The sequence below is a fragment of the Rhizobium aethiopicum genome, from assembly GCF_900094625.1.
Taxonomy (GTDB): domain Bacteria; phylum Pseudomonadota; class Alphaproteobacteria; order Rhizobiales; family Rhizobiaceae; genus Rhizobium; species Rhizobium aethiopicum.
The window spans coordinates 45,625-68,380 of record NZ_FMAJ01000015.1 but is presented as its reverse complement, the minus strand read 5'-3'; the positions used below and the strand labels follow the sequence as shown (position 1 = coordinate 68,380).

The 22,756-nt window shown below is 61.5% G+C and carries 13 protein-coding genes and 1 pseudogene; 4 read left to right on the top strand and 10 right to left on the bottom strand.

From position 1 onward, the window contains the following. Positions 1 to 10: 10 nt before the first annotated feature. Genes glgB through GA0061105_RS25280 form a run of 3 tightly spaced genes read right to left on the bottom strand, consistent with a single transcriptional unit; the run spans position 11 to position 8,715 of the window. Complete coding sequence (gene glgB, locus GA0061105_RS25290) at positions 11 to 2,209, bottom strand: 1,4-alpha-glucan branching protein GlgB (protein ID WP_092753668.1); 2,199 nt, start codon at positions 2,207 to 2,209, stop codon at positions 11 to 13. Beyond that, positions 2,206 to 5,487 carry a maltose alpha-D-glucosyltransferase gene (treS, locus tag GA0061105_RS25285; protein WP_092753666.1) on the bottom strand — a complete coding sequence of 1,094 codons (3,282 nt, stop codon included), beginning with the start codon at positions 5,485 to 5,487 and terminating at the stop codon, positions 2,206 to 2,208. The genes glgB and treS overlap by 4 nt, the downstream gene beginning before the upstream one ends. Continuing rightward, positions 5,488 to 8,715 carry an alpha-1,4-glucan--maltose-1-phosphate maltosyltransferase gene (locus GA0061105_RS25280; RefSeq protein ID WP_092753664.1) on the bottom strand — a complete coding sequence of 1,076 codons (3,228 nt, stop codon included), beginning with the start codon at positions 8,713 to 8,715 and terminating at the stop codon, positions 5,488 to 5,490. A gap of 570 nt (positions 8,716 to 9,285) precedes the next feature. Between GA0061105_RS25280 and GA0061105_RS25270 the strand changes: the two genes are divergently transcribed. Continuing rightward, entirely contained in the window at positions 9,286 to 10,167 is an 882-nt protein-coding gene (locus GA0061105_RS25270; RefSeq protein WP_092753662.1) for an MBL fold metallo-hydrolase, read from the top strand. 11 nt (positions 10,168 to 10,178) lie between these two features. Next, a complete protein-coding gene (locus tag GA0061105_RS25265; RefSeq protein ID WP_092753660.1) occupies positions 10,179 to 10,952 on the top strand; it encodes a phosphotransferase enzyme family protein in 774 nt (257 codons plus the stop codon). Here GA0061105_RS25265 and GA0061105_RS25260 read toward each other — a convergent pair whose 3' ends face one another. Both GA0061105_RS25260 and GA0061105_RS25255 read right to left on the bottom strand, forming a co-directional pair. Next, positions 10,953 to 11,996 (bottom strand): magnesium and cobalt transport protein CorA, encoded by a 1,044-nt coding sequence (locus GA0061105_RS25260; protein ID WP_092753658.1) that lies wholly within the window; start codon positions 11,994 to 11,996, stop codon positions 10,953 to 10,955. Between the two features lie 139 nt (positions 11,997 to 12,135). Further along, positions 12,136 to 12,846: a DUF4272 domain-containing protein gene (locus GA0061105_RS25255; protein ID WP_092753656.1), complete on the bottom strand. Its 711-nt coding sequence runs from the start codon at positions 12,844 to 12,846 to the stop codon at positions 12,136 to 12,138. Between the two features lie 202 nt (positions 12,847 to 13,048). On the opposite strand from GA0061105_RS25255, the pseudogene GA0061105_RS25250 reads away from it, so the two are divergent. After that, positions 13,049 to 13,485 (top strand): annotated as a pseudogene (locus GA0061105_RS25250) (MCP four helix bundle domain-containing protein); the annotation flags it as partial. A 36-nt stretch (positions 13,486 to 13,521) separates the two neighbouring features. Here the strand turns inward: GA0061105_RS25250 and GA0061105_RS25245 are convergent. From GA0061105_RS25245 to GA0061105_RS25225, 5 genes are all read right to left on the bottom strand, one after another. Further along, a complete protein-coding gene (locus GA0061105_RS25245) occupies positions 13,522 to 14,973 on the bottom strand; it encodes an NCS1 family nucleobase:cation symporter-1 (protein WP_092753654.1) in 1,452 nt (483 codons plus the stop codon). Positions 14,974 to 15,100: 127 nt separating this feature from the next. After that, positions 15,101 to 16,243, bottom strand: coding sequence for an alpha/beta hydrolase (locus GA0061105_RS25240; protein ID WP_092753652.1), 1,143 nt, complete (start codon positions 16,241 to 16,243; stop codon positions 15,101 to 15,103). A gap of 172 nt (positions 16,244 to 16,415) precedes the next feature. Beyond that, on the bottom strand, positions 16,416 to 19,487 hold the full coding sequence (locus GA0061105_RS25235) for an efflux RND transporter permease subunit (protein WP_092753650.1): 3,072 nt from the start codon (positions 19,485 to 19,487) through the stop codon (positions 16,416 to 16,418). After that, positions 19,484 to 20,569 carry an efflux RND transporter periplasmic adaptor subunit gene (locus GA0061105_RS25230; RefSeq protein WP_092753648.1) on the bottom strand — a complete coding sequence of 362 codons (1,086 nt, stop codon included), beginning with the start codon at positions 20,567 to 20,569 and terminating at the stop codon, positions 19,484 to 19,486. Before GA0061105_RS25230 ends, GA0061105_RS25235 begins: the two co-directional genes overlap by 4 nt. Further along, the gene (locus tag GA0061105_RS25225; RefSeq protein ID WP_092753646.1) at positions 20,566 to 21,639 is read right to left on the bottom strand and encodes an efflux RND transporter periplasmic adaptor subunit; all 1,074 of its coding nucleotides are present in this window, start codon (positions 21,637 to 21,639) and stop codon (positions 20,566 to 20,568) included. Before GA0061105_RS25225 ends, GA0061105_RS25230 begins: the two co-directional genes overlap by 4 nt. A 111-nt stretch (positions 21,640 to 21,750) precedes the next feature. On the opposite strand from GA0061105_RS25225, the gene GA0061105_RS25220 reads away from it, so the two are divergent. Beyond that, positions 21,751 to 22,383 (top strand): TetR/AcrR family transcriptional regulator, encoded by a 633-nt coding sequence (locus GA0061105_RS25220; protein ID WP_092753766.1) that lies wholly within the window; start codon positions 21,751 to 21,753, stop codon positions 22,381 to 22,383. The last annotated feature ends 373 nt before the right edge of the window (positions 22,384 to 22,756 follow it).

Below are 22,756 nucleotides of genomic sequence, written 5' to 3'. Positions count from 1 at the left end.
TGAAACCCTATCAAGGCGACTTGAGAAAGACTGTCGCCAGCGGCGGCAGCGTCAGCGAGAGCGAATGCGGCCTGCCGTGAGCGGGTGCGGGTTCGCTCGACACTGCGCCGTTGACGAGGCCGGACCCGCCGTATTCGCGCGCATCCGTCGTGACCCGCTCGACCCACACGCCGCCCTGCGGCACGCCGATCCTGTAGCCGTAACGCGGCACCGGCGTGAAGTTCGAGAGGACGAGAACCGAGGATGAACGATCAGGGGCATAACGCAGCATACCGAGAACGGAATTGACGGCGTCGTCCGCCGCCGCCCATTCGAAGCCTTGGTGATGGAAATCACCGAACTGCATTGCCGGCTCGTCCTTGTAAAAGCCGTTCAGGTCCTTGACCAGCCGCTGGATTCCCGCATGCGCGGGCAGATCCAGCACATCCCAGCTCACCGACGCGTCATGGTTCCACTCGCCGGGCTGAGCGATTTCGCCTCCCATGAACATCAGCTTCTTGCCGGGATGGCCCCACATGAAGGCGAGGTAGCTGCGCAGATTGGCGAATTTCTGCCACTCGTCGCCCGGCATTTTGCCGAGCAGCGAGCCCTTCCCGTAAACCACCTCGTCATGCGAAATCGGCAGGATGAAGCGTTCGGAATAGGCATAGATCATGCCGAAGGTCATCGTGCCGTGGTGGTAGCTCCGGTAGACGGGATCCTTCTCGATATAGCTCAGGCTGTCGTGCATCCAGCCCATGTTCCATTTGATGTCGAAGCCCAAACCGCCCTCCTCCGGCGGCTTGGTAACGCCCGGCCAGGCCGTCGACTCCTCGGCAATCGTCATCGCGTGCGGGCAGCGCTCGTGGACGATGCTGTTCAGGTGTTTGAAGAACTCCACCGCTTCCAGATTTTCGCGGCCGCCATAGCGGTTTGGGATCCATTCTCCCTCGTTGCGGCTGTAATCGCGGTAGAGCATCGAGGCGACTGCATCGACGCGCAATCCATCGATATGGTAGCGTTCGAGCCATTCCAGCGCACTGGCGATCAGGAAGCCTTTCACCTCGTTGCGGCCGAGATTGTAGATCAGCGTGTTCCAGTCGCGGTGAAAGCCTTCGCGGGGGTCCTCGTGTTCGTAGAGCGCCGTGCCGTCGAAGCGGGCGAGCCCCCAGACGTCCGTGGGGAAATGGGCCGGCACCCAATCGAGGATGACGCCGATGCCGGCGCCATGGCAGCGGTCGACGAAATAGGCAAGATCCTCAGGCGTGCCGTAGCGGCCGGTCGGGGCGAAGAGGCCGAGCGGCTGGTATCCCCAGGAGCCGCCGAAGGGGTGCTCCATGATCGGCAGCAGCTCGATATGGGTAAACCCCATCTCACGAACATAGGGAACGAGCCGCTGGCTGAGTTCGGCCCAGTCGAGCGACCGCCCGCCATTCTCGCGCAGCCAGGAACCGGCATGCACCTCGTAGACGGAGATCGGTCCCTCCAGTCTCTCCTGTCGCGACCGACCCTTCATCCAATTGTCGTCCGTCCATCGAAACCGCGTCGACGATGCGACGATCGACGCGGTGGAAGGGGCGGCTTCGCTGGCTCTCGCCACCGGATCGGCCTTCTGCGGCAAGCAGTTTCCATGCGCGTCGACGATTTCGAATTTGTATCTTTCGCCGGGCGCCAGCCGGGGTACGAACAGCTCCCAGACGCCCGCGGACTGCCTCAGCCGCATCGGGTTTCGCCGCCCGTCCCAGGCGTTGAAATCGCCGACGACCGAGACGCGGCGCGCATTCGGCGCCCAAACGGCGAAACGAACGCCGGCGACGCCGTCGACCGACATCTCCACCGCGCCGAGCGTCCGGCTCAGGCTGTAATGCGTACCCTCGGATATCAGGTGGAGATCGAGCTCTCCGAGCAGAAGCCCGAAGCTATAGGGATCCTCGGTGATCTGCTCGCCGTCCGGCCATTTGATGCGCAATCGGTAGGGCGTCCTCGAGCCTGTCGCCGCCGCAAACAACCCGGATGGGTGAGCGATGCTGAAAGGCGTCACCACCCTGCCGCTCGCCGCTTCGATAAGATCGACGCCTTCGGCACCCGGCAAATAGACGCGCACGATCGTCATGCCGCCGCTTTCGTGCGGGCCGAGGATCGAGAAAGGATCACCATGGCGCCCCTCGATCAGGGCCCAGAGCGCGTCATGTCCGACGCCTGCGAGAAGTTCCGAGCGTTCAACATTCATGCCGTTACTCCCGCTAGGCGCGATGCGATTTCGGTGAAGCCGGCAAGCGGGATCGGCAGCCACTTCGGTCTGATGCGGGCTTCATAGGCGATTTCGTAGGCGGCCTTTTCGAGAAGAAAGGCATCGAGAACCCTCCGTCGTTGTTCGGTCGGCATGGCGAGCGCCTTCGATGCGGAGGCCGCCTGCCAATAGGAATCGAGAAAGGCCTTCTCGGCATGGCGCCCGAAACGGGCAATGGCGTCTCGGCGCACTTCGCTCTCGTGTTCGGTGACCGCGTCATTGTCGAGCTGGGCGGTTGCGACGAGATAGCTGAGCGACCGGAGAAGCCCCGCGACGTCGCGCAACGGAACCGTCTTGGCCCGGCGCTCTGCGAGATTTTTAGCGGGCTCGCCTTCGAAGTCGATGATGACGGCGTCGCCCTCACTGACCAGGATTTGGCCGAGATGGAAGTCGCCATGCGTGCGCGTCATCAAGGTGCCACGGGCGCTCTCTGCCAGGCGCGCGCCAAGCTCGACCAGCTCGGAGCGGCGCTCCAGAAGCGGGCGGGCGAGCAGATCGATCGCGGGATCGGCATTTTGCTCGCGTTCGGAAAGCTTCGACATGGCATAGGCAACCTCGCCCGCCACCGCCTTCTTGATCGCCTCAACCTCATCGTCGCCGGCGACGACAGGGCTGAAAGCTTCGTCCGCGTTTTCCCCGGAGAGGACGACATGCAATTCGCCGAGCCTCATGCCGACCATGGCAACGAAGTTGATCAGCGGCTGGAAGACGTCGTCGCCGGGCTCGACCGCCGGGTCGTTCAGCACGAGCTCGTCGGCCGCGCGACGCAGATTATTCAGCATCCAGTTCCAGGCGTCGCCCTGGTTGCGGATTGCACCCTGGACGATGATCAATGTCGAGCGGCGCCCGCTGGAATCGGTGTGCGCGACCTCGCCGAGCAGCGGAGCGGTGTGGTCGTAGCCCGCACAGGTCAAAAACCGCGTCATCTCGACTTCCGGATGCACGCCCGGAAAGATGTGCCGGATCAGCTTGATCATGGCGACGTCGCCGACGATCAGCGAACTGTTCGACTGTTCGGCCGAGAGCCAGTGGACCGGCATGTCGTCGGTCACATTGAGACGGTCGAGCCGCTCGGTGCCGAGGAATTCGAGGGTGCCAGTGCGTCCGGTGATGCGCGAGCGATCGGCCAGGCCGCGCAGAATGCCGCGCGCCATCGGCTCGATCGCAAACCCATCTGTCAGGAAGCCGACCCGCCTGCCCTGGCGAACTCGCCCGAGCGCAAGCTGCTGGGTCAGAGCGGAGGGCTGCGTGTCATCCCAGGCGACCGCCAACGGCAGCTGATAGGATTCGCTGTGATCCGGCAGCTCCACTTCCAGCTCGCCAAGAACAATCCCATCGGCGTAGGGGATCGGCGTCGCGGATATCAGCCGCGCCGCCTGAAGCGGCTGGTCCTTCGCGCCGAACCACCGCCGCCTGGTTAGGTAAGCGGGCAGAATTTCGTTGCTGAGGACGCGTCCCAGCCGCGGCTCGTCTACGAGATCGAGCAGGCCGCGGCGAATGACCATCGTCACGAGATCGGGCAACTGTTCAGGCGGCGCGGTGCGCCACGCCGGCGGGTCGGCATCGGCCGCCAGCTGGAACCAGAAGAAGCCGTAGGGCGGCATGGTCAGAAGATAGGTCAGTTGGCCAATCGGCGGAAAAGGTGACATGCCCGTCAGTTCAATCGGCACGCGGCCCTCGAAAGCCGAGAGGTCGAGTTCGACCGCCTGAGGCAGTCGCGAGAGGTTTGCGACGCACATCAGGGTCTCGCCGTCATATTCCCGGAGATAGGCGAGGATCTTACGGTTCTCAGGGGAGAGGAAACGCAGCGAACCGCGCCCGAAAGCCGGATGCCTGCCGCGCAGCGCCAGCATCTTGCGCGTCCAGTTGAGCAGCGAATGCGCGTCGGTGCTCTGGGCCTCGACGTTGACGGCCTCGAAACCATAGAGCGGATCGGCGATCGGCGGCAGGACAAGCCGCGCCGGGTCCGTCCGGGAGAAGCCGCCATTGCGGTCGGGTGACCATTGCATCGGCGTGCGCACCCCGTCCCGGTCGCCGAGATAGATGTTATCGCCCATACCGATCTCATCGCCGTAATAGATGACCGGCGTCCCGGGCATCGACAGAAGAAGCGCATTCATCAGCTCGATGCGCCGCCGGTCGCGCTCCATCAGCGGCGCCAGGCGCCGCCTGATGCCGAGATTGATGCGGGCGCGTTTATCGGATGCATAGGTCTCCCAGAGATAGTCCCGCTCGGCGTCTGTGACCATCTCGAGCGTCAGCTCGTCATGATTGCGCAGGAAGATCGCCCACTGGCAATTCTCGGGGATTTCGGGCGTCTGGCGCAGGATGTCGGTGATCGGGAAGCGGTCCTCCTTGGCGATCGCCATATACATGCGCGGCATCAGCGGGAAGTGGAACGCCATGTGGCATTCGTCGCCCTCGCCGAAATACTCGCGCGTGTCCTCCGGCCATTGATTGGCTTCGGCAAGCAACATCACACCGGGATGGGTGGCGTCGAGGGCGGCGCGGATGCGCTTGAGGATCGCATGCGTCTCGGGAAGGTTTTCGTTGATCGTTCCCTCGCGCTCGACGAGGTAGGGGATAGCGTCGAGCCGGAAACCGTCAATGCCCGTTTCGAGCCAGAACCGCATCACCTTCAGCAGTTCCTCCATGACGAGAGGGCTGTCGAAATTGAGGTCGGGCTGGTGGGAATAGAAGCGGTGCCAATAATAGGCGCCGGCGACCGCATCCCACGTCCAGTTGGATTTTTCCGTATCGAGGAAGATGATGCGGGTTTCCGGGAATTTCTGATCGCTGTCCGACCAGACATAGAAATCGCGCTCCGGCGATCCCGCCGGCGCCTGGCGCGCACGTTGGAACCAGGGATGCTGGTCGGATGTGTGGTTGATGACTAGCTCGATGATGACGCGGATATTGCGCTGATGGGCAGCGTCCACGAAAGCGCGGAAATCCTCCGCGGTCCCGTAGTCCGGGCTGACATTGCCGTAATCGGCGATGTCGTAGCCGTCGTCGCGGCGCGGTGAGGGAAAGAAGGGCAAAAGCCAGATGGCGTTGACGCCGAGCGCTGCGACGTGATCGAGCTTGGCGTGCAGGCCGGCAAAATCGCCGACACCATCGCCGTTGGCGTCGTAGAACGATTTGATATGCAGCTGGTAAATGATCGCATCCTTGTACCAGAGCGGTTGGTCGGTGTTGCCGGGATTCATCGTGTCCATTCATGCCTCCGCTGCGCGAACGCGCCAGATCGCAAAGGGCAGGATCTGAGGGTTGAAGCTCACTCTCTGCCGCTTGCCGTTCCACCTGAACCGGTGCCCTGTGACCAAATCCTCGGCGTCGAGCGCGCCGCCATCGCCCATCGACCACTTCCAGAGCGGCAGCTCGACATCGCTTTCCTGGAAATTGTGGGGGTCGAGGCTGATCGCGATCAGCAGGACGTTGTCGCGAGCTTGGCTAGCCTTCTCGAAGAACAGGATGTTGTCATTCCAGGCGTTCAGCAGCGTCAGCCCGAGATGTGAATGCAGCGCAGTATTTTCGTTCCGGATGCGGTTCAGCATCCTGATTTCGGCGATGATGTTGCCCGGCCGGTCGTAATCCCAGGCGCGGATTTCGTATTTCTCGCTGTCGGCATATTCCTTGCGCTTGGCGTCAGGGCGCCCCTCGCACAGTTCGAAGCCGTTATAGACGCCCCAAAGGCCCGACAGGGTGGCGGCCAATGCCGCGCGGATCAGGAAGGCCGGGCGCGGCGCGTTCTGCAGAAAATCCGGATTGATGTCATGCGTATTGACGAAGAAATGCGGACGGAAGAATTCCTTCGGCGCCGTCTCGGTCAGCTCCCGCATATATTGCTCGAGTTCCCACTTGGTATTGCGCCAGGTGAAGTAGGTATAGGACTGGGAGAAGCCGATCTTCGCCAGCCGGTACATGACTTTCGGCTTGGTGAAAGCTTCCGAGAGAAAGACGACGTCGGGATGGCGGGCCCTGATATCGCCGATCAGCCATTCCCAGAAGGGGAAGGGCTTGGTGTGCGGATTGTCGACGCGAAACAGCTTGACGCCCTGGTCGACCCAGAGCTGGACGATATCCCTGAGCTCCACCCACAAAGACGGCAGCGCGTCTTTCGTGTAGAAATCTACGTTGACGATGTCCTCGTATTTTTTCGGCGGGTTCTCGGCATATTTGATCGTGCCGTCGGGCCGCCAGTCGAACCAGCCGGGATGTTCCGTCAGCCAGGGATGATCGGGCGAGGCCTGGATCGCAAGGTCGAGCGCGATCTCCAGCCCATGCCGGCCCGCCTCCTCGACAAGCCGGCCGAAATCCTCGAAATCACCGAGTTCGGGGTGGATGGCGTCATGACCGCCCTCTTCGGAACCGATAGCATAGGGGCTTCCCGGATCATCCGGCGCCGCCTTCAGGCTGTTGTTGCGCCCCTTCCGGTTGGTTGAACCGATCGGATGGATGGGCGGGAAGTAGAGCACGTCGAAGCCCATGTCCCGAATGGCGGATAATCTCGGTATGACGTCGTCAAAGGTGCCGTGCCGGTTCGGATCCCCGCTCTGCGAGCGCGGAAAGATCTGATACCAGCTGGCAAAGGCTGCCGACTTGCGTTCTGCATCGACGGCGCTTGCCGTGGAGCGAAGCCGGAACGGCCGCCTGTCGGCCCTGGTCATCAACTCGGATGTCTCGGGATCGAGCAGGATCGCCGTGCGTTCCGCATCCGGTGCATTTTCAAGGCTGTCGATAAGAGCCTGCAGGTCGGCGCCGAGTGCGGCCGGCGCTTCTGCCTTGGCGACGCGCACGAGGTTCAGTCCCTCCTGAAGCTCAAGCTTCAGGTCCAGCCTCGCATCGTTCTTCTTGGTCAGTTCGTAACGAAAGATCGCGAACGGGTTCTTCCAGGCCTCGACCGCGAACTCGTAGCGCCCGATGCGTTCCAGCAGGAATTCGGCGCGCCAGCGGTCGTTCTCGACCAGATGCATCTCAGTCTCGGTCCACTCCGCCATCGCCTCGTGCGGCCGCCAGAGCAGCACGGCCGCGATGGGGTCGTGGCCGTCGGCGAATATATCAGCCTCGACGGTGACGATCTCGCCGACGATGCGCTTGACGGGAAACCGCCCGTCATCGACCCGCGGCGTGATATTTTCGATGGCAAGCCGCGGCGAGGCCGTCGCCTGCTCGACGTCGAGGCCGGGTCGGGATGTGATTTGCTCCGGCGCCTTGCCTTCTATCACCCGGATCTCGCCTGCCCTCAGACGCAGGGCCGCGCCGTCGGCAGTGACGGGGAGAAATCCGGAGGCCGCTTCGCGAAGCGCCGTCACCGGCGCGGGAGCGCTTCGCCGGAGATCCCGATTCAGCAGTATAAAGCGCAGGTCCGATGTGCTGCGGAGATCCTGCGCTTCGGATTGTACAAGTGCCGCAACCGGCCCGTTGGCGTTGCGGATCAAGCGAAGCGATGGAGCACGCGCAAGGCCGGCCCTGGCAATCTCGGTATTGGCAAGGCGAATCTCGGAGGAAAGATCGAAAGCCAGGTCATGGCGCAGCTTCCGCAAGCCCGAGCCATCGCCATGCGTCGGATCAAGCGGGGTCGCGGCGCCATATTCGAAACCCATGGGAACCATGAGCCCGCCGCCGAGAGAGGCGGCTAGCCGCAATGCTCTGACGGCGCGCCGCTCGAGGATTTCGCGGCTCTCGGTCCCGTGCGCGATCCGCCTCGCGAAGGGCGGCTCGGGAAAGGCGACCTGCCAGCCGAGCGGCTCCTGGACGCGATGCTCCTCGAGGAACCATCTCTCGTCGAGGTCCCACCAAGCCATCGACGAGAAACATCCTGAAAAACCCGCATCCACGATCGCTCTTCTTACCGCAAAATCGGTGCCTGGCGTCCAGGCGAGGAAATGCGTATCAGCCTGCTCACGCACCGCGGCAATCAGCGGTCTGAAAAAATCCGGCGCTGCGCGATCGATCCCAAGCACCCGAAATCCGGTGAGCCCGCAGCCGGAGAACCGCCGCAGCCGTTCGGTCCATTCCGCCAGCAACTGCGATTGCCGTTCCGCTCCCATCATGGTCATCGGCTCCGCCGGATCGAGCGGTGAGCGCCGCGGATCGACGGGACGAAAACCCGCTTGCGGGTCTTGCGCCTTGCCGTCGAGCATCAGGTCCATCATCAAACCGAGGCCACTCTTGTCGGCGGCCTCCACAAGGCGCGACAGCCCCTCCTCGACCATGGTTCCGAGCTGCAGTTCGGAATCGAGACGATCGAAATCCCTGGAGGCAAAAATACTGCATTCGCCGCCCCGGTCGAAGAGCGGCGCCGTCAGAACATAATCAAAGCCAATATCCGCCGCATGATCGAAGACCTCGCGCCATGCATCGATGCCTTGGAGAAGTAGCGGATTGACATAATAGATCCGGGGTGGAGTGCTAAGCGCACCCTGCTTCGCAGAGAGTAACATCGGCCGCCGCCTCGAGTTGCTTTCGAGGCAAACTTCTTTTGGCGGAGGTTGTTCCACTCAAGCCGTCAATTCACGGGTGCATGGAGCATAGCCAGGCGGACGGGACACGACATCATCAGCCAGGTCGATCGCGCTCAACGAGAGAAGGAAAGTCCTCACGATTTGGCGGTAGAGATCTTGCAGCCATGCGCTAAAAGATCCTCTGATTGTTTCCGATCCGGAAATTATCGAGCGATTGAGAGCCCATCAATGCTTCGATCACTAGTCTTCTCCATCGCCTTCGCGGCCTGCGTCTCACGCCTCGCCTCCTGGAGCATCGAGACCAATCGCTCGACGCCCTAGAAGCATTGCCTCTTCGAAATCCGCGAGGAGGCCGGGCGCTTCATCGCGCAGGAGAACGCCAAAGGGCGATGGTGATCTGCTCAGCCGCTGTGCCGAATATCGTGATGAGGCGTTGGGAAGTGCCCGTACCGGTCCGGCAGAAATCGAGCAGTCTTTAAAAGGCAGGCATCCGAACGAGATTTGATGTAGTGGATGAAGTCCCCGCGAATGCAACAGAGGCAACCGGACATGAACCCACCGGTAGAATTGTGCTCCTATCCCGGACTTGACGAGCGCATCGTCATTCTCCGGGCGGGAGACGAAGTCGATGCCGTGTTTGTCCGGACCGAGAGGTTCAATGTCCTGATCGATACGCTCGGCACGCCCGAATTATGCTGGATGGCGCTCGATCTGCTTGAGGAACGGGCCGGGCGGCGTCCGCTGATCGTCGTCAATTCGCATATGGATTGGGATCACTTCTGGGGAAACGCAGCCATCGCAGGGCGTGCTCCTATCATCGCACATGCCGCGGCGCTCGACCGTCTGCTTGACGACACAACGCAGCAGATCCTGAAGGACAAGGCCAACCAGGAATCGCGGTTTCGTAATATCGAACTGATCGGCCCCGATATCACCTTCTCCGGCTCGATGGTGCTGAACGGCGGCGACCTGACGCTTGAGCTCATTCATACGCCGGGCCACACGCCCGACCATATCGCCGTCTGGATTCCAGAACTCCGCACCTGCCTTGCCGTCGATGCGGTGGAATATCCCATTCCGGAAGTCTGGAGCAGAAGTGCCGGTGATCTTCGCCTGATCCGTTCCTCGCTCACGCGGATCCGTGACCTTCATGCGAGACTGATCATCCCCGCGCACGGCAGAACATCTTCGCCTTCGGCAGTGGATGAGAACCTTGCCTATTTCGAAGCCCTCGCCCATCGTGTGAGCACTTTGAACGAGAGCCGGCTGGCGGACCCGCAACTCGGCGATATGGATGGTTTCCGGCTCGAGGATTTCGTCGCCATTCCCGACCGGATGCCTTCGGAGACGGCGGCGTTTTACCGGAACTGCCATGAGACCAATCTTGCCGCCACGGTTCAGGCCCATATCGAAAGACTGAAATCCGCGTAGGAGGCCATCGAGTGAAACAGTTGGAGGGCGGGCGGACCGGGCTGATCTGGCGCGACGGTGATAGCGTCATCCGACCATCAGGCGCATGGACGCCGACCGCGCACCGGTTCTTGCGCCATCTCAGACGCAAAGGCTTCCTGGCGGTTCCGGAGCCTATTCAAATTACCGGCGAAGGTCGGGAGGTCGTCGGCTACGTCGCCGGCCGCGTCTGCGAAGAGCTCAGCGATCCCCTCGTCGGATCGGAGCGCATGCTGATTTCCGCAGCAAGACTTCTGCGCGATTTTCACACGGCGTCTCAAGGCTTTTTGGAATCGGACGACGAGCCCCAGACATGGATGCTGCCGCCGCAGGAGCCGCAGGAGATCGTGTGCCACGGAGACTTTGCGCCCTACAACGTCGCCACTGTGAATGACGAGGCTGTCGGGATCATCGACTTCGACACCGCTCATCCTGCACCGCGCCTGTGGGATCTCGCCTATGCGGTTTATCGCTGGGCGCCTCTCTCCGATGCCGCCAACCCGACTGTGGCATTCGGCTTGGACGACCAGCTGCGGCGGGCGGAAATATTCTGCACCGCCTATGGTGCGACCAAGGAAGAACGGCGCCGGCTCCCGGAGATGATCTGCAAGCGGCTTCAAGCCCTCGTTGATTTCATGCTGGCAAGTGCCGCGAGCGGAAACGAGACCTTTGCCGAGGATGTAGCGACTGGAGACGCACGCCTCTATTTGAATGACATCGACTACGTCGGGATGCACCAAGATCGGCTGCTGAAAGCGCTGTGTTGATCAAAGCCACTTCCTCCGCCGGAAGAAGGTGAAAAGGCTGAGGCAAAGGACGCCGATGACGCCAAGCACGACGAAATAGCCGTACTGGAATTTCAGTTCCGGCATATCGTTGAAATTCATCCCATAAATGCCGGCGATCGCGGTGGGAACGGCAAGAATGGCCGCCCAGGCGGCGAGCTTGCGAGCAATCGCCGTCTGTTCCGTCTGGCCGATCATCACGCTCGCCTCGAAGGCGAAGGCAAGCACCTCGCGCAGCGCATCGATATCCTCCTGAACCCGTCGCACGTGATCGGTCACATCGCGAAACAGCGACTGCAGCGTCGGATCCATGCCCGGCAGATCGATGTGTTCGTATCGCCGGCAGACATCCACCAGCGGCACGACGGCATTGCGAAGCCTCAGGAGCTTGCGCCTCAGCAGGTAGAGCCGCTCTATATCGGATTTCGACAGCTGTTCGCGCAGCACCAGATCCTCAAGCTTCTCGACCTCCTCCTGCACCACCTCGATAACAGGCATGTAGTTGTCGACGATGAAGTCGAGGATGGAATAGAGAATATAGTTCTCGCCATGAGCAAGTGCGGCGGGCGTCGCCTCGCATCGCTGCCTGACCGCAAGATAGGAAGAAGATTCTCCGTGGCGCACGGAGACGACATAACCGCGGCCAACGAACAGATGCGTTTCGCCGAAGATTATCTCGCCATCCTTCATATGGGCGGTGCGCGCGACGATGAACATTGCGTCCCCGTAAATCTCCAGCTTCGGACGCTGGTGCGGCTGCGCCGCATCCTCGATCGCCAGCGGATGGAGATTGAATTCGGCCTGCATCTGGTGCAGCAGCACCTCATCCGGCTCGTGCAGGCCGATCCAGACGATGGCATTCTCCCTGTTCCGCCATTCGCCGGCCTCGTCTATTCTGATGTCGCGGATGCGCTGCCCATGCTGATATACGGCGGCAGCCACAACACCGCGCCGTTCATACGGAGGCGTTGCCGAACCGCTGTTTCCCCGCATGGAAGTATCGTTCAGATCCTTCAGCTGTTCCAAATCCTGCCCTCCTCCCACCCCAAAGCGGGTCGCATATCTTTTCCGGTGCGCAGCCGATCATAATGCATTTCTGAAAACATGCATCCGCCTCGGCATGGGCTGACCATCCACCTTGATCGTGGCAGGCCGGCGGGCTGCATCACGTATCGGTGGAAATGTCGTCCCAGTCCTGGTCCATGTAGCCGATCAGCCAGTTGAGCGCGTAGTGGCGCTCGTAAACCACGCCCTTGTCCAGTCCGGCCGGCGCAGCCTCGCCCTTCAGTCGCGCATTCACGACCGCCCAGTCATAACGGTAGGTCAGATCGGCGGCGTCGAGCAGTTCTTTCTGCGGGCGCAGCCTGGCGCGGCGCGTCAGCCCGTCCGTGCCCAGTTCGCGAAGCGTCGCGGCAATGAATGGCACATCGCAAATATGGTCGGGACGTTGGAGATCAGCCGTGATCCCGAGTGCCCATAACATGACGTGCACGCCCTCATAGCGCCAGGCGAAGTTCACCCGATCCTGCTCCGAAGGATCGGGATCGTCCATGAATGCCTGTTCCTTGGGCGTAAAGAAACTTGCTGCATCGAATTGCCGAATGAGAGCCTGGCCCATCGCGTGATCGCCGGTCTCGCCTTTTACGGCAACGATCGCAAGCGCGATAGCGCGCTGCACGACAGCTTTTTTGTCGCGGCGAGTACTGTCGCTCTCCGCCTCGACGGTCGGCAGATGATCGATGGTCGGCACGCCTTCCGACTGAAGCTGGGCGATAGACCGGGCTTTGCGCGCCTGTGCGTCATCAGGGGGTTGAGAAACGGCTGACTGCACCGGAAGGACCAATGCAAGAAGGGCGGAAAATATGCGCTTCACCATGCCTGGCTCCTGTTGTCCTGACGCCATCGATAAGCGTTTTTCGGTTGCAGCGGGAACCTGAACATGAATGGGGCGGCCAGTTTCGCGTAAACTGGTAAACGGTTTTTACACTCCGGAACACATCGTTAAATTTTTTTCGTTACAAACATGTCTGGTCAAACCGGCATGACACCGGACCATTCGATGGGGACTTTGATGCGTCGGGCTCGTCGCCTATCTCGCGGACGACGGCCTGCAAAAGACGAATGGCTCCACCGAAGAAATCGCCAGAAACTGGCTGCCGAGCGCTTGCAGGCTTCGCAAGCGATCAACCTCGCCATGACGGATTTGCGCCTCGCTTACCGCGATCACATTATCGTCCAGACGGAAGCAGAGAAGAAATCCCGTGAAGAGGCCATTAAGGCCGCCGAGGATGCAACTCGCAAATCGGCAGACGCCTATCTCTCGCTGGCTTCGTCCGATCGCGAGCGTGAGCTGATCAAGACCATCAAGGAGAGCGTCGAAGGCTACGTCGCCAGCAGCTCGCAACTGCTTGTTCTTTCCCGCGCCAACAAGACCGAGGAAGCCGGCCAATATCTGAGCGCCGAGATGCGCTCCTATTCGGTCAAGCTCAAGGAGGCCACGACGGCCCTCGTTGAGAAGGCGCCCGGCGGATGACCGGGCGCCTTTCATTCGTCATGAGGCGAAAGCCGGATTGCGCCGGGAGCCCATTCTCAGCACGAAATAGATCGCTCCGCCGATGGCGACGCCGAAGAACCAGCCGTAAGTGCCCCACCAATCCGGCAGGATGGAGGTGAAGGTCGGCAGGATCGAGGAGAACAGCGCCCCCACCGCAAGGGCGATGAAGGCATTGCCGTGCCATCCGTTCTGGAAGCGGAACTCGCCATTTTCGTGATAGAGGGCCTCGACGTTCAGCTGGCTTTTCCGGATGAGGTAATAATCCACCATCATGATGCCGAAGATCGGCCCCATCGTCGAACCGATGAAGTTAACGAAATGTGCCGCACCCGTTTCCCAGGGAGCGAAGGGGTAAAGCACGAGAGCGATCAGGGCGGCGATATAGCCGCCGCGCTTGAAGTTGATCTGGCGCGGGAAGACGTTGGCGAAGTCGAAGGCCGGCGAGACGAAGTTTGCCACGACGTTGATGCCGAGCGTTGCGACCGCGAATGTCAGCGCCGCAAGCAGCGCCAGGAACCAGCTGTCGAATTTCGCCGAGATCATTTCCGGATGCAGCAGGACCTCACCGTAAACGGTGAAGGCGGCCGTGGTCGTGACACCTGCGACGAGGCAGAACGCCAGGAGGTTGATCGGCAGACCCCAGAGGTTGCCTTTGCGCAGCGCCTTTTCGCTCGTAGCGTAACGCGAGAAATCGCAGAAGTTCAGGTACAGCGCGGCGAAATAGGTGATCCAAGTGGCGGCCACGGCCGCAAGTGCGGCAATCGAGCCGGGCTCGCCGGGCACGCCTGCATCCTTGGTCTTCTCGATCAGCACGTCGCGTGGGATTTCGGAACCGAAGGAGAAGGTACCTGATTTGACGACCAGGTAAACAGCAAGGATCAGCATCATGATCCAGACGGCAGGACCCGCCCAATCCTGGAATTTGCGGACGGTTTCCATGCCCCGCTGAATGATCAGCAGCTGCAGCGCCCAAACAATGACGTAGCAGATGAGTTCAAGCGTCGAATGGCCGAGCATGTGGCTGTTCTGATGGAAGGCGAGCAGGCTCTCATTGCGGATCAGCAAGGCAACGATCGCGCCGGATGCGGCGGCGGTCTGCGCTCCATACCAGAAGCAGGCGACCACCGCCCGCACGAGCGCCGGAACATTGGCCCCGAACGTGCCGAACGACGCGCGCGCCAGAACCGGAAAAGGCACGCCGGTGCGCACACCCGCATTGCCGACCAGGCTCATCAGGAAGAAGATGACGAGAGAGCCGATACCGATGGCGATGACGAAGTTCACGAAGCTGCCGCAGAGCAGAAACAGGCTCGCCGCCAGATAATAGCCCCACAGGCTGTGGACGTCCGATGTCCAGACGTTAAAGATGCTGAATGCACCCCATCTACGCTCCTCGGCGGGTGCAAGATCCTCGTTATATAACGAGGGAGACGGATTTCGTACGGTCATGAATGCCCTCCCATATCCCTGAGGCCGACTCGGCCACAGACGGAAGTCTGCCCCTCATTTGGGCATCTGACAATTTAATAGTCACATTGTACACAATCCTGATCGACCAGATGTACAGGCTATGGGCCTATTGCGGGCGAACGACATGCCCGACCAGGCGAAACGGGCTCGCGACGACAGCGCCGGCGGCATCGAACACGAAGGCGCCGACATCGCCTGGGGTCGACCGCCTGCCGCTCTCGAAGGAGGCAAGCTGGGCGCCGAGCTTGGCGAGTGACGCGTAGCGGTCATGGCCCAATCCGTCAGACGTCTTGATCGATGTGATGTCGATGACCCGAAGCCTCGCCTTCAAGGCGGCTTCCTCGATGACGGGATCGTCGATGTCGAGGCGCCCAACGCGCGGCCGCTCCCCGGCGATGAAGCTCGAGGCCACGAGTGCCCGGTCGTCCTTGGAGACCAGAAGCGAGATCGGGATCGGCATCGGACCGATGTCCTTCAGCTGAGACCGGAAGACATCGACGTCGATATCAGGGGCGGCGAGCACCACCGCCAGCTTGCCGATTACTGCGTCGCGATGCTGCAGCTTGAGCTCCCGCACTGTTTCCATCACCAGGAAGCCGCCCATGCTGTGCCCGAACAGGATGATGCGTTTTACCTTGGCCGATGCGGAGAGCGATGTGACGAGGGAATCGAGTTCGCTGCGTGAGGAAAGCGCGGCGTCGCGGTCGGCGACATAGCCGGCGACGGATGCCGCCGAAGGCCAGGAAAACAGGATCGGAGCGCCCGATATTTTCGCGTCGGCGGCGATCTGGGCGGTGCGGTAAAGCGCCTCCTGGTAACTGTAGTTGTAGCCATGGACGAAGATGCCGACAGTGCCATCGGGCTGCACGGAGGCGAGCGCCTGCCGCACGAAAGCATCCTTGGGCAAATGCTTGCGCTCGACGACGGCAAATTGACGTTCCGGATCCGGCTTCGCCTTGGGATAGGTGATCACAGTATCCTTCCTGCCGGGAGGAACTGAAAACGCGTATTGTTCATAGGTCAGCTTCTCGGCCCATGTGCTGCCGAAGCCGCCCCGCACGCCATCGGGGGTTCTGTTGGTTGCGACAAGTACGCTCACCTTGTCCGGCACCGTTTGGGACCGAGCCGGCTCACTCAGATGAACAGGCGTCAAGACCTCAGGCGATGGCCGCGTGGCGCAGCCGGCAAGCATGGCCAGGCCGATGGTGACGATAATCGCCGGCATTGCCTTCAGGCCTCGGAAATGCATTATCGATCCGTTCCACTCAAACCCATACGCTATCCGGCGTGTGGTTCTGTCCGCGTCATCATCCGCCATGCCGTTCCCGCTGCGGCGTGGGACGGCATCGCCTGCGCCATCCCACCCATTTCGCCGCGGCCCGTTTTGCAGCGGCCGCCGCGACGGCCGTCGAAGCCTCACCTCATGCCTCTGCCGTGGCTTCGGCGTGAACGTCTTCGTCCTGGGGGATCCTGAACCATGCGACGTAGAGCGCCGGCAGGAATAGCAGGGTGAGCGCGGTGCCGACCACGATCCCGCCCATCATGGCGTAGGCCATCGGCCCCCAGAAGATCTCGCGCGAGATCGGGATCAGTGCCAGCGTTGCCGCCGCCGCCGTCAGCATGATCGGCCGCATGCGGTGTTCGGTCGCCTCGATGACCGCCTGCCACGCCGCGACCCCTTCGGCGCGCAGATGCTCGATCTGCACCACCAGGATGACCGAGTTGCGGATCAGGATGCCGATCAGGGCCAGCACGCCGAGAATGGCGACGAAGCCCATAGGAGCGTTGCTCAGCAGGAGCGCCGCGACCACGCCGATCAGCGCCGTCGGCGCGACCGCGAACACCAGGAACAGGCGGCTGAAGCTCTGCAGCTGGATCATCAGGATCGTCGCCATCGTAAACAGCATTAGCGGAGCCACAGCAGCAATCGGTCCCTGCGCCTCGGCGCTGGATTCGACCGCACCGCCGATTTCCACCTTGTATCCGACAGGAAGGTTCTTCTGGAACTCCTCCACCTTCGGCTTCAGCTGATCGACGATCGTGGCCGGCTGCGTCGAACCGATGACGGCCGCCTTGAGCGTGATCGTGGGATGCCGGTCGCGACGCCAGATCGTCGGCTGCTCGAGTTCGTAGCGGAAATTCGCCACGGCCGACAGCGGCACGACCTTGCCGTTGGAGGTCGAGAGCTGCAGATTCTCAAGCGTCTGGATGGAGTCGCGCTCGGATGCCCTGGCTCGCCCGACGACGTTGACCAGGTAGATATCATCGCGGATCTGGGTTGCCGTCGAACCTTCGACGATACCGTTAAGCGCGGTTGCGATATCCTCGGAAGAGACGCCGAGCTGGCGCGCCTTGTCCTGCAGTACATCGACCTTCACGACGCGCGAGGGCTCGTTCCAATCCAGCACCATGTTCGACAGCAGCGGATGCGAACCGACGACGCCTGCAAATTGCTGGGAGATGTCGCGGACCCTTTGAATGTCGGGGCCTGTGATCCGGTACTGAACCGGTTTGCCCACCGGCGGGCCGATATCGAGAAGCTTCACGAAGGCATCGGTGCCGGGGAAGGTCTTCGTCAGATAGTCCTGCAGTTCCGCCCGCACCTTGTCGCGCACGTCGAGGCCTTTGGTGACGATGATGGTCTGTCCGAAGGTGACATCGGGCGTCTGCACGTCGAAGGACAGGATGAAGCGCGGCGCACCCTGGCCGACATAGCTCGTCCAGTGGTCGATATCCTTGTTACCGGCCAGCATCTCCTTTTCGAATTTGCCCATCTGCCTGTTGGTTTCGGCGATCGAACTGTTGTGGGGCAGGTTCCAGTCGATGACGAGTTCGGTCCTGTCCGAGTTCGGGAAGAACTGCTGCTGCACCAGCCCCATGCCTCCGACCGAAAGGCCGAAGACGCCGACCGTCGCCACGATGGTGATCCAGCGCCAGCGCATCGCGAGCTTCAGAAGCCATGAGAAGACGGCGGCGAAGCGTCCCTTCTTCTCGTGATGCGACTTCATGGTCTTCGGCAGGATGGTAACGCCCAGAAGCGGCGTGAACAGCACGGCCACAATCCAGGAGACGACCAGAGAAACCGCGATGACGACGAAAAGCGTAAAGGTGAATTCGCCTGCGGCGCTGTTGTTGAGACCGACCGGGATGAAGCCGGCGACGGTCACCAGCGTTCCCGTCAGCATCGGAAAGGCCGTTGATGTGTAGACGTATGTGGCGGCTTTCTTCAGATCGTCGCCCGCCTCCAGGCGGGCCACCATCATCTCGACGGCGATCATGGCGTCGTCGACGAGCAGCCCGAGCGCGATGATGAGCGCGCCGAGCGAGATGCGCTGAAGCGAAATGCCGGAATATTCCATCACCACGAAGGTGATGGCGAGTACAAGGGGAATGGAGATCGCCACCACCATGCCGGCGCGAAGACCGAGGCTGATGAAGCTGATGATGAGCACGATGACGATTGCTTCGAAGAGCGCCCGGGTAAAGCCCGAGACGGCTTCGTCGACCACATACGGTTGGTCGGAAACGCGGTGAACATCCACGCCGATCGGGAGATCGGCAACGACCTGCTTCATCTCAGCGTCGAGCGCTTCGCCGAACTCCAAGAGATTGGAGCCCTGTTTCATGCCGATGGCAAGCCCGATCGCGGGCTCCCCATTGAAGCGGAATAGCGCCGAGGGCGGATCGACGTAACCGCGCTTGATCGTGGCGACGTCGGTTAGCGGGAAGAAGCGGTCATTGATGCGAAGATTGATCGATCGCAGACTTTCCTCGGAACTGAACTGTCCACTCACCCGCAATGCGATGCGCTCCGGACCGGCATCGACGAAACCGGACTGGGTGACGGCGTTCTGGGCCTGCAGGGTCTGGATGACCGACTGCTGGTCGATGCCGAGTGCCGCGATCTGGCGTGTAGAGAATTCGAGATAGATCGCCTCGTCCTGAGCCCCGATCACGTCGACCTTGCCGACATTCGGCACCGTCAGAACCTCCGAGCGCGCATTCTCCACCAGATCGCGAAGCTGCCGCTGGGTCAGTCCGTCGCTCGTGAAAGCGTAGATATTGCCGAACACGTCACCGAAGCGGTCGTTGAAGAAGGGACCAACCACGCCGCTCGGGAATTCCCCCTTGATGTCCGCGATCATGTTGCGGATGCGCAGCCAGGTCGGTGCAACATCCCTAGCCTTCGTCGTCGGCAAAAGTTCGACGAAGACGGTCGTCTGGCCGGCGACGGTCTGGCTCTTGGTGTAGTCGAGCGATTCCAGTTCCTGGAGCTTCTTCTCGATTCGGTCGGTCACCTGCCGCGTCACCTCCTCGGCGGAGGCGCCGGGCCATTGCGCGGTGATCACCATTGTCTTGATCGTGAAGTTCGGGTCTTCCTCGCGGCCGAGGTTCAGATAAGAGAAGGCGCCGGCGAGAATGAAGACGATCATGAAGTACCAGACGAGCGAACGGTGTTCGAGCGCCCAGTCGGAGAGGTTGAAGGACTTCACTTGCTGATCTCCTGGTCGATCCTGATGGTCTGGCCATCTTCGAGTTTATGGACGCCCGCCACGACCACCCGCTCTCCCGGAGCGAGTCCTTCGGTGACGCGGACATTTCCGCCGTCGACAACGTCCCCGTCGATCTTGACGCGACGCAGCGTCACCTTTTTGGCAGGCTCATCGACGATCCAGACGCTTGGGCCGTCGCTGCCGGCAAGGATGGCTGAGGAAGGCAGCACGATCTCGGGATCGGCGGCGATCGTTGCAGAGGCGGTGATGACCGAGCCTAGCCTGAAGGCTTCAGGCGGTGCGGCGAGCGCGATCTTGGTCCTGCTCGTGCGCGTGGCAGTCTCCGCCTCCGGCGCAATTTCGCGCACGACCCCGGAGGTGCGAATTGTCGGATCGAGCTGCAGCGTCACTTCGAAGGGCGCGCCGTTCTTCAGTTTCTGCGCGGCGGCCTGGGGCACGTCGACCACAGCGTCGCGCTTGTCAGGACGCGCAATGGTCACGACCGTCTGGCCGGCCGAAACGACCTGGCCCACCTCAGCCGAAGTCGCCGTCACGACGCCATCGAATTCCGCCAGAAGTTGCGCGTAGCCCAGCTGCTCCCTGGCCTTGTCGAGATTGGCTTGTGCCTTGGCAACGGCGGCCGCGGCCGTGCGTCTCGCCTGCTCGGCCTCTTCGAGGGAGGCTTCCGTGCCTGAGCGCGATTCGACCAGCGCACGCTGGCGCTGCTCCGTCGTCACCGCGTTTCTGAGCTGGGCATCGCTGTTCTCCACATCGGACTGGGCGCTGCGCACCGCCAGCTCCAGCGCCAGCGGATCGATCGCGGCGACAACGTCACCTCGCTTGACGATATCGCCGACATTGACGTTGCGGGCGATCATCCGCCCGAGAATTCGGAAGCCGAGCTCGGTTTCGATTGTAGGTTCGATCGTACCGGTCAGGCTGAGCCTCGTGGCTGGCGTCTGCTTGACCGTCATCGACAGCACCGGACGGGGCGCTTCTTCCTTGCTTTCCTCCTGCTTCGTACAGGAAGAGATCAGGGCCGTACCGATCATCAGTGCGATTATCTTGGGACGAATACTCACTTGGAAGCTTCCTTGACATAAGACACGATCTCACCGGGCCTGAGGAACTTGGCCCCGTCGGTCACTACGACCTCTCCCGCCGACACACCCGACCTGACGACGAAGCTGCCGGTCTCGTAACCGGCGACGTCGACCGCCCGGACCGAAACCGCAGAGGATGCAGGATCGACGATCCAGACGGCCGGCTTGCCGTCCTTGGAGGTCATTGCCGACCAGGGCAGCTGGATGACGTCCTGCGAGACGTAATTGAATCGGCCGACGACGGGAGCGCCGAGCGGAATGGGAGCGTCGCTCGAAATCGCGATTTTGACCCTGATGGTGCCGGTGGAGGAATCGATCGTCGGCGAAATCTCGCGAACCTTCGCCGTGAGCTTCTGCGTCGGATCCGACAGAAGGGTGACGGTTCCGTCGCCGTCGATAGGGCGAAGGAAGGCGCTTTCCACTACCTCGAAAACGGCATCCCGGTCGCCGTCATGTGCAAGGGTGAAGACGACCTGGGCGGCCTGGGCCACCTGCCCGACCTCGGCATTGCGAGCGGTGATGACGCCGTCGGCGTCCGCCTTCAGCTCGGTATAGGACAGGGTGTCCTGGGCGGTCTCGAAGAGCGCCTGCGCCGACTTTGTCGATGCCTGCGCCGTCAGAAGCGCCTCCTGCGCCTGGTCGAGCGCGGCGCGGGTCGTCACCTGGGTTCGAAACAGGCTCTGCTGGCGATCGAAGGCAAGTTGCGCCTGGGTCTGCTGGGCTTCGGCCGACTGAAGATTGGCGGCGGCTACGTCCAGATCGGCCTTTTGCTCTTGCGGATCGATACGCGCCAGCAATTGCCCCGCCTTCACGGACTGGCCGACTCCGACCAGCCGCTCGATGATCTTGCCGCTGACGCGGAACGACAAATCGGTCTGAACACGGGCGCGGACTTCTCCCGTCAGCGCACCGCCGTCGACCAGCGGCTCAGACTTGGCGACGACGACGCCGACCTGACGCGGGGTTGGCTCGGTCGGGCCGCTCACATCGCTGCAGGATGCGAGACCGACCGCGCACACGATCGCAGTGGCGACCAGAATGGTTCTCATAGTTGACCTCTTGCTCTCAACGGCAGCTGCTATATAATTGACTGACGGATTAGTCAATGAAACTTTATGCCGCACGAAACGGCGGCGCGCTTGGATAAGGGAGGCCCGAAAATGGCAACACAGAAAAAGATTACACGCGCGGAACGGAAAGCGTTGCGCCCCATCCAGATCCTTGACGCCGCTTTCGAGGAGTTCGTCAGATGCGGCTTCGCCGGCACACGTGTCGAAGACATCGCTGACAGAGTCGGCGTCACCAAAGGCACGGTCTACGTCTATTTCGAGACGAAGGAAAAGCTCTTCGAAGCCATGATCAACCACTTCTCGGTTCCGTTCCAGGAGTTACTGGCGATCACCGACGAACTCAGCGGCAGCGTCACCGAAAGGCTGAAGTCAATTCTGAACCTGCTCTATGAACAGATCGCCGAGGATCGCACAACCCGCGAGCTGGTTCGGCTCGTCATTGCGGAAGGACAGCGGTTCCCCGACCTGATCGACCGCCACCACGATGAATTTATCGCGCCGATCATCGCCAAGATCGAGTCTCTTATCCTGGAGGGAACGGCGTCAGGTGAGTTTCGCGAAATGCCGGTGGAATTCTCCGACATGGTCGTTGCGCCCATCCTGACGAGGACGGTTCTGCGGCTGATATTCGACGACCGCCGCGACGCAATTCCCAGCAGGGAGACCTTCCTCAAGACCTATTTCGACCTGCTCTTCAACGGCCTGCTCGCCAATCCGCGCTGATCGCCAGCGGCCTTTAGCGCGCTCGATCATCGAGAGCCTCCGCGGCCCGAGCGTTTTTCCGCCATTGAGGCTTGGGAAGGAGGCCCACATTCTTAGAATGCGCAAGAGATCAGCTGCAGACCCTTCTGGCATTCATGTTTGGATGTTGTGGCGGAAGGGTTTTTAAGGCTGCAATTCCAGAGACTCCGCGATTATTTCTGTGGAGTCAATTCAGGCTGCTGAGTCGTGCGCCATGGCCATTCCTCGGTCAGTCGCCCCTGCAGCACTCGTTTGCAGTCGTGTAGCGGCCCATCTTCGTCTGGAAACAAAAAATACCGCGGTGCAGATGGATTTAATGAAGTTTTTATGTGAAAACATTGAGTTAGCCGATGCC

What these genes read in the sequence shown, in the direction of transcription:
- glgB (WP_092753668.1), bottom strand. Translation starts at nt 2,209, where the DNA reads ATGAATGTTGAACGCTCGGAACTTCTCGCAGGCGTCGGACATGACGCG.
- treS (WP_092753666.1), bottom strand. Translation starts at nt 5,487, where the DNA reads ATGGACACGATGAATCCCGGCAACACCGACCAACCGCTCTGGTACAAG.
- GA0061105_RS25280 (WP_092753664.1), bottom strand. Translation starts at nt 8,715, where the DNA reads ATGTTACTCTCTGCGAAGCAGGGTGCGCTTAGCACTCCACCCCGGATC.
- GA0061105_RS25270 (WP_092753662.1), top strand. Translation starts at nt 9,286, where the DNA reads ATGAACCCACCGGTAGAATTGTGCTCCTATCCCGGACTTGACGAGCGC.
- GA0061105_RS25255 (WP_092753656.1), bottom strand. Translation starts at nt 12,846, where the DNA reads ATGGTGAAGCGCATATTTTCCGCCCTTCTTGCATTGGTCCTTCCGGTG.
- GA0061105_RS25245 (WP_092753654.1), bottom strand. Translation starts at nt 14,973, where the DNA reads ATGACCGTACGAAATCCGTCTCCCTCGTTATATAACGAGGATCTTGCA.
- GA0061105_RS25240 (WP_092753652.1), bottom strand. Translation starts at nt 16,243, where the DNA reads ATGCATTTCCGAGGCCTGAAGGCAATGCCGGCGATTATCGTCACCATC.
- GA0061105_RS25225 (WP_092753646.1), bottom strand. Translation starts at nt 21,639, where the DNA reads ATGAGAACCATTCTGGTCGCCACTGCGATCGTGTGCGCGGTCGGTCTC.
- GA0061105_RS25220 (WP_092753766.1), top strand. Translation starts at nt 21,751, where the DNA reads ATGGCAACACAGAAAAAGATTACACGCGCGGAACGGAAAGCGTTGCGC.